The following is a 5,778-nucleotide window of genomic DNA, read 5'->3' on the forward strand; positions in this document are numbered from 1 at the left end:
TTTTGCTTAAAGATATAGACTAAAAGCTTAGATAGTTCAAAAGTGTCGATTCTGTTGTTTAAACGTATAAAATTATGTGTATTTGTAACACTTGTAGTTGTGAAGTATTTCACACTTCATGACATTTGGATGACAATTTTAGTTCAAACGAAAAAACAATTTTCGTCATTTATTGTCTAAAGATGCTTCAAATTTAAGTTTTATCCAGTATTTTTAACCAACAATTAAAGCTTGAAATTGTGAAGGGAACTTTACAAAAAGTTGGTGCTTAGCCTGATCACTATTGCGTTTTTCAACATACTTATTGAATTTTAACTTCTCCCTCAAACGATTTCACAAACAATTTCGGTGAAAAGGATGCCATAAATTCTTCAGCTTTGAGTACCATATCCATTGAGCCAATGAATATGGAAGAGCGTTGGTGCAACTCCTTTACTTCAATCTCCATGACCCTTTTGTATCCGTCTGATGCTTTGCCGCCTGCTTGTTCAATAATATAAGCCATTGGGTTGCATTCATAAATAAGCCGTAGTTTTCCTTTCTTGGCACCGGTAGTAGGAGGGTAGATAAAGATACCTCCTTTTATTAAGGTTCGGTGTATATCCGCCACCATCGACCCTGTATACCTGGAAGTATACGGCCGTTGAGTATCAGGATCCTCTACCTGGCAGTATTTAATGTATTTTTTTACCCCATCCGGAAAATGAATGTAATTGCCCTCATTTATAGAGTAAATGGTTCCCGTTGCCGGCACTGTCATGTTAGGGTGTGAAAGGCAAAACTCCCCAATGGAAGGATCAAGGGTAAAGCCGTTAACACCTTTGCCCGTAGTGTATACCAGCATGGTTGAGGAGCCGTAAATAACATACCCCGCAGCCACCTGTTCGGTACCAAGTTGTAATACATCTTCGTTGGTAGATGATTTACCGTTCTCCGATTTTCTTCTGTAAATAGAAAATATAGTTCCTACGCCTACATTAACGTCAATGTTGGATGACCCATCTAAAGGATCAAGTGCAACAACATAGCTTGCCTCTTTTGAAATATCCGAATCAATAACCAGGTATTCATCATTTTCTTCCGAAACAACAATGCAACATTCTCCGCCGCTTCTTAAGGCTGCTATAAACTGCTCGTTAGCATAAATATCCAGCTTTTTTGTGATTCGCCCTGGATATTGGATGAACCGGCATCTCCTAAAATATCTACCAGCCCAGCCTTGTTAATTTCCCTGTTTACTATTTTAGCTGCTATCCCAATATCACGTAACAACCGGGAAAGCTCACCTTTGGCGTAAGGGAAGTCTTTTTGCCGCTCAATAATAAATTGTCCAAGAGTTTTAAATGCCGTCATATTTTCAAAGGTTTGATGTTGTTTAATTCGGTTGGTTAAAAGAAGATTTAATTAAAATGGTTAAAAGAATACGCGTATCAATTGCCAATTATAGGATGTGATTTGCCTTTTGCATCTTCAATTCCGTTAATTATTTACGCAAACGTTTGCGTTTTGCATGAATCGGAAATTTAATAGATACATAGTTTTTTGCTTGATAAACAGGTTGTTTCTATTTAGCTACACTTCTAAAGCAACCGGTATTTTTGTTTTAGAATTGTAAAATGAATGCCTGATTGTAAATAATGAACACTGTTCATTATATTTGCGGCGTACTTAATTGATCATGGGAGTAACTGACAGAAAAGAACGGGAAAAAACTGAAATGAGGGAGCTTATAAGAGCTACCGCTTTGAAGATGTTCCTGGAAGATGGTTACGCCAAAACATCTATCCGTAGTATTGCTGAAGCGATAGAATACAGCCCGGGTACCATCTACCTTTATTTCAAAGATAAAGACGAACTTTTATATGAAGTACAGGGAGAGGCTTACGGCCAGTTGCTGGAAGTTTTTAAAAAAGAAGCTACCAGTACAGATCCACTTGAAAAACTAAGGCAGGTGGGGAGGGTTTATATCAATTTTGGCCTCCAAAATCCGGAGCTTTATGATCTGATGTTCATTATCCGCGCGCCGATGAATGTGGATGAAGAGATCCATAAGGCTAACGGTGGTAATTGTTTTGGTTTTTTAGTTGATTGCCTTTCTGATTGTATCAGTAAAAAGTTGCTGCGCATCAATGATGTGGAGCAAGCGTCGTTATTGGTTTGGGCAACGGCACACGGTTTAGTATCGTTAAATTTACGTTGCCGCTTAAAGATCATGGATCAGGCAGAAGAAGCCATACCGCAAATTTTAATTAAATCAATGGAAGATTATTTAGCGGCTGTAACAATATAATATTTTTTTGCTCTATAACTAAACAGTGTTCATTAGATAAACATTATACAATACAAAAATATAGTTCAGTTTAAATTAAAGCATCACTGATGCGTCTATTAAAAGTTTAAAAAAATTTAACCATATACTAAACATTGTTCATTATGTATACGTCGTTCAAAATAAAATCAATACCAATCATGGCAATATGCATGCTCATCGGCATAAGCACATGGGGGCAAACCAGCCACAGGCAGCTTGATGACTACATAGCTACAGCATTTGCTCAAAACCAGGGTTTAAAGGAACAACAGTTCGACCTGGATAAAGCTATGGCAGCACTAAAGGAGGCGCAAGCCATGTATTTACCAACTGTAAGTTTGTTAGGTAGTTACACAAAGTCATCGGGCGGACGTACCATTGATGTTCCGGTGGGTGATTTGGTTAACCCTGTTTATACGGCGTTAAACCAGCTAACCAATTCAAATAAATTTCCGCAGTTAAAAAACGAATCCTTCCTGCTCAATCCTAATAATTTCTATGATGCCAAAGTACGCACATCACTTCCACTTATCAATGCCGAGATCCGGTACAATAAGCTGATCAAACAACAACTGATAACCAGCCAGCAAGCCGCGGTAAACGTCTATAAAAGGGCGTTAGTAAAAGATATTAAAACCGCTTATTACCGCTATTATCAATCGTTGCAAAGCATAGCCACCTATAACAGCGCGATGACTCTGATCAAAGAGAACATCCGCGAAAATGAAAGCATGCTGCGTAATGGAGTACGCAATGGAACTGCTTTACTGCGATCTCAAACCGAAAAAGAAAAGACAAACGCCGCTTTGATCCAGGCACAGCATGGCACACAAAACGCTAAATCATATTTTAACTTTTTGCTTAACCGCCCTTTGCAGGACACAATTATTGTTGAACCTGAAGCCATAGCAGATATCATAGCTACTCCTGATACCTCAGCAGGCACAAAACAGCGCGAAGAGTTAAAGCAATTGCGTACCCTGCAACAGGTTTATACGCTCGATTATAAATTGCAGCGATCGGGCTTTATTCCTAAGCTCAATACATTTATCGACCTGGGATCGCAGGGGTTTGATTTTAATGTGAACAACAAAACCCGTTATTATTTATGGGGGGTAAACCTGCAATGGGACATTTTTACCGGTGGCCAACGTAAATACAGGGCCGAGCAATCTAAAGCTAATTTTAATGCTGCCACTGCACAGCTTGATCAAACCGAACAATCCTTTCAATTACAGCTCGATCAGGCTTATCATAATTATCAGTCGGCCAAAGCCGCTTATAAAAGTGTTACCGCACAACTTCAGTTTGCCGCCAAGTATTATAATGATCAGCTGAAAGCCTACCGTGCCGGGCAACTCCTTTATCTTGAACTGGTAGACGCCCAAGACCAGCTAACGGGTGCTCGCCTGCAAATGGCCGATGCACAGGCCAACCTGCAAATAACCCTCGCCGAACTTGAACGCGACCAGGCAACTTATCCAATTAACAACTCCAACTAAAACAGATAGACATGAAAAAAATTAAATACACCGGTTTATTGCTGTGCATACCATTTATTTATTCCTGCAAATCACATCCCGCTATTGTTAGCAACGAGGGCGGGGCCGATACCATTCCCGTACAGGTTGTGCAGCTAAAACAGCAGGGCAACAGCGCGCCAATGGCTGTATCAGGACAGTTCACTACCGATGACGAGGTAATGCTTTCCTTTAAAATTGGCGGTATCATCAGCAGCCTCAATGTAAAGGAGGGCGACGCGGTGAAAAGAGGCCAGTTATTGGCATCACTCAATCCTACCGAAATTAATGCACAAGTACAACAAGCCAGCCTCGCGGCAGAGAAAGCACAACGTGATTATGAGCGTGCCCAAAACCTGTACAAAGACAGCGTAGCTACGTTGGAACAACTACAAAATAGTAAAACCACTTTACAGCAGGCTCAGCAGCAATTAAAAACAGCAACATTTAACCGTCAGTATTCGGAGATCCGGGCACCAAAGGATGGTTTTATTTTGCATAAGCTGGCCAATGTAGGTCAGCAGGTTACCGCGGGTACGGCCGTACTGCAAGCCAACGGCGCCGAAGCCGGCAAGTGGATGCTGCGCGTAGGTATCAGCGACAGCGAATGGGCCGTTTTGCAGCTTAATGATAAGGCAACTATTCAAACTACGGCAATGCCGGGTCAGGTATTACAGGGCATAGTAACTCGCAAATCTGAAGGAGTGGACGCCGCAACAGGTACTTTTAGTGCCGATATCAGTATCACCGGTAAAAAGCCGCAGGCCATAGCAGCCGGTATGTTTGGCAAAGCCACCATAATACCTGCACGCCCGACTAATACAGGTAATGCTACCTGGCAAATTCCGTATGATGCACTGTTAGATGGCGATGGCAACAGTGGCTACGTATTTGTAACCGACGATAACAAAACCGCTCATAAAGTAAAGGTAGCCGTCGCCGGTATCGACAAAAATACGGTGACCATTAGCAGCGGATTGGCCGATGCAAAATCACTGATCATTTCAGGTTCGGCTTATCTTACTGATAATAGTGCAATAACCGTTCAATCACATAAAACTGCGGCCAAATGAAGATCTCGGATTATGCTGTGAAAAACAGCCAGTTTACCCTCGTGATCTTTATTATGATCATAGCATTGGGGATCACCACCATGTTGAACATGCCCCGTTCGGAGGATCCTGAAATGCACCCGCCTTCGTTCCTGGTTATTGTTAATTATCCGGGCACAAGTCCGCGGGATATTGAGGATAGGGTGGTAACGCCATTGGAGAAAACCATAGGTAGTCTGGATGATATTAAACGTATCCGTACCACCATTTCAAATGGCGTAGCTGTATTGAGGGTTGAATATAAGTACAGCAGCAATATCGATTCCAAATACCAGGAAATAGTACGCGAAGTAAATAATAAACGCAGTGAACTGCCAACAGATGTGGCAGGTATTGAGATCCAAAAGCAGCAGCCTACTGATGTGAATGTATTGCAGGTAGCGCTGGTGTCAGAAAATGCGGCCCGCAGCCAGTTACAGCATTTTGCAGAAAAATTGCAGGATGAGCTGGAGAAGGTATCATCGCTTAAACAGGTATCTATTTATGGTTTGCCCGGCCAGCAGGTACGTGTCGAACTCGATCTGGAAAAAATGGCGCAGATGCATCTTCCTGTAAGTGCCATTGTAAACAGTTTGCACAGCGAAATGGCCAGTATTCCTGGCGGGAGTATTGATGCCGACCACTTAACGTTCAATATTAAAAGTAACGATTACCGTAGTCTTGATGCGGTAAACGGTACTGTTGTTTATGCGGCCAATGGCAAAAACATCCTGCTAAAAGATGTGGCACATGTATACTACGGCTATGGCGAAGAAAAGCATATTACCCGCCTTAACGGACACCGTTGTGTATTTGTAGTGGCTGCGCAAAAAGATGGCGAAAACATCAACAAAAC

Annotated in this window: 4 protein-coding genes and 1 pseudogene; 4 read left to right on the forward strand and 1 reads right to left on the reverse strand. The window is 41.8% G+C overall.

Annotation, left to right across the window (positions count from 1 at the left end; all coding sequences use genetic code 11):
* Positions 1–301: 301 nt before the first annotated feature.
* A pseudogene (gene fbp / locus VF500_RS28645) lies at positions 302–1,353 on the reverse strand (class 1 fructose-bisphosphatase).
* A 325-nt stretch (positions 1,354–1,678) separates the two neighbouring features.
* Here fbp and VF500_RS28650 point away from each other — a divergent pair.
* The 4 genes from VF500_RS28650 to VF500_RS28665 all read left to right on the forward strand — a co-directional run.
* The gene (locus VF500_RS28650; protein ID WP_330862930.1) at positions 1,679–2,290 is read left to right on the forward strand and encodes a TetR/AcrR family transcriptional regulator; all 612 of its coding nucleotides are present in this window, start codon (positions 1,679–1,681) and stop codon (positions 2,288–2,290) included.
* A 179-nt stretch (positions 2,291–2,469) separates the two neighbouring features.
* Positions 2,470–3,813 carry a TolC family protein gene (locus VF500_RS28655; RefSeq protein WP_330862931.1) on the forward strand — a complete coding sequence of 448 codons (1,344 nt, stop codon included), beginning with the start codon at positions 2,470–2,472 and terminating at the stop codon, positions 3,811–3,813.
* Between the two features lie 11 nt (positions 3,814–3,824).
* Positions 3,825–4,904: an efflux RND transporter periplasmic adaptor subunit gene (locus VF500_RS28660; RefSeq protein WP_330862932.1), complete on the forward strand. Its 1,080-nt coding sequence runs from the start codon at positions 3,825–3,827 to the stop codon at positions 4,902–4,904.
* The coding region (locus VF500_RS28665; protein ID WP_330862933.1) for an efflux RND transporter permease subunit at positions 4,901–5,778 on the forward strand (878 nt) is incomplete at its 3' end. The genes VF500_RS28660 and VF500_RS28665, both read left to right, overlap by 4 nt.

It is taken from the genome of Mucilaginibacter sp., from assembly GCF_036383575.1.
GTDB lineage: Bacteria > Bacteroidota > Bacteroidia > Sphingobacteriales > Sphingobacteriaceae > Mucilaginibacter.

Coding starts and splice junctions, on each gene's coding strand:
- VF500_RS28650 (WP_330862930.1), top strand. CDS start 1,679: ATGGGAGTAACTGACAGAAAAGAACGGGAAAAAACTGAAATGAGGGAG.
- VF500_RS28655 (WP_330862931.1), top strand. CDS start 2,470: ATGGCAATATGCATGCTCATCGGCATAAGCACATGGGGGCAAACCAGC.
- VF500_RS28660 (WP_330862932.1), top strand. CDS start 3,825: ATGAAAAAAATTAAATACACCGGTTTATTGCTGTGCATACCATTTATT.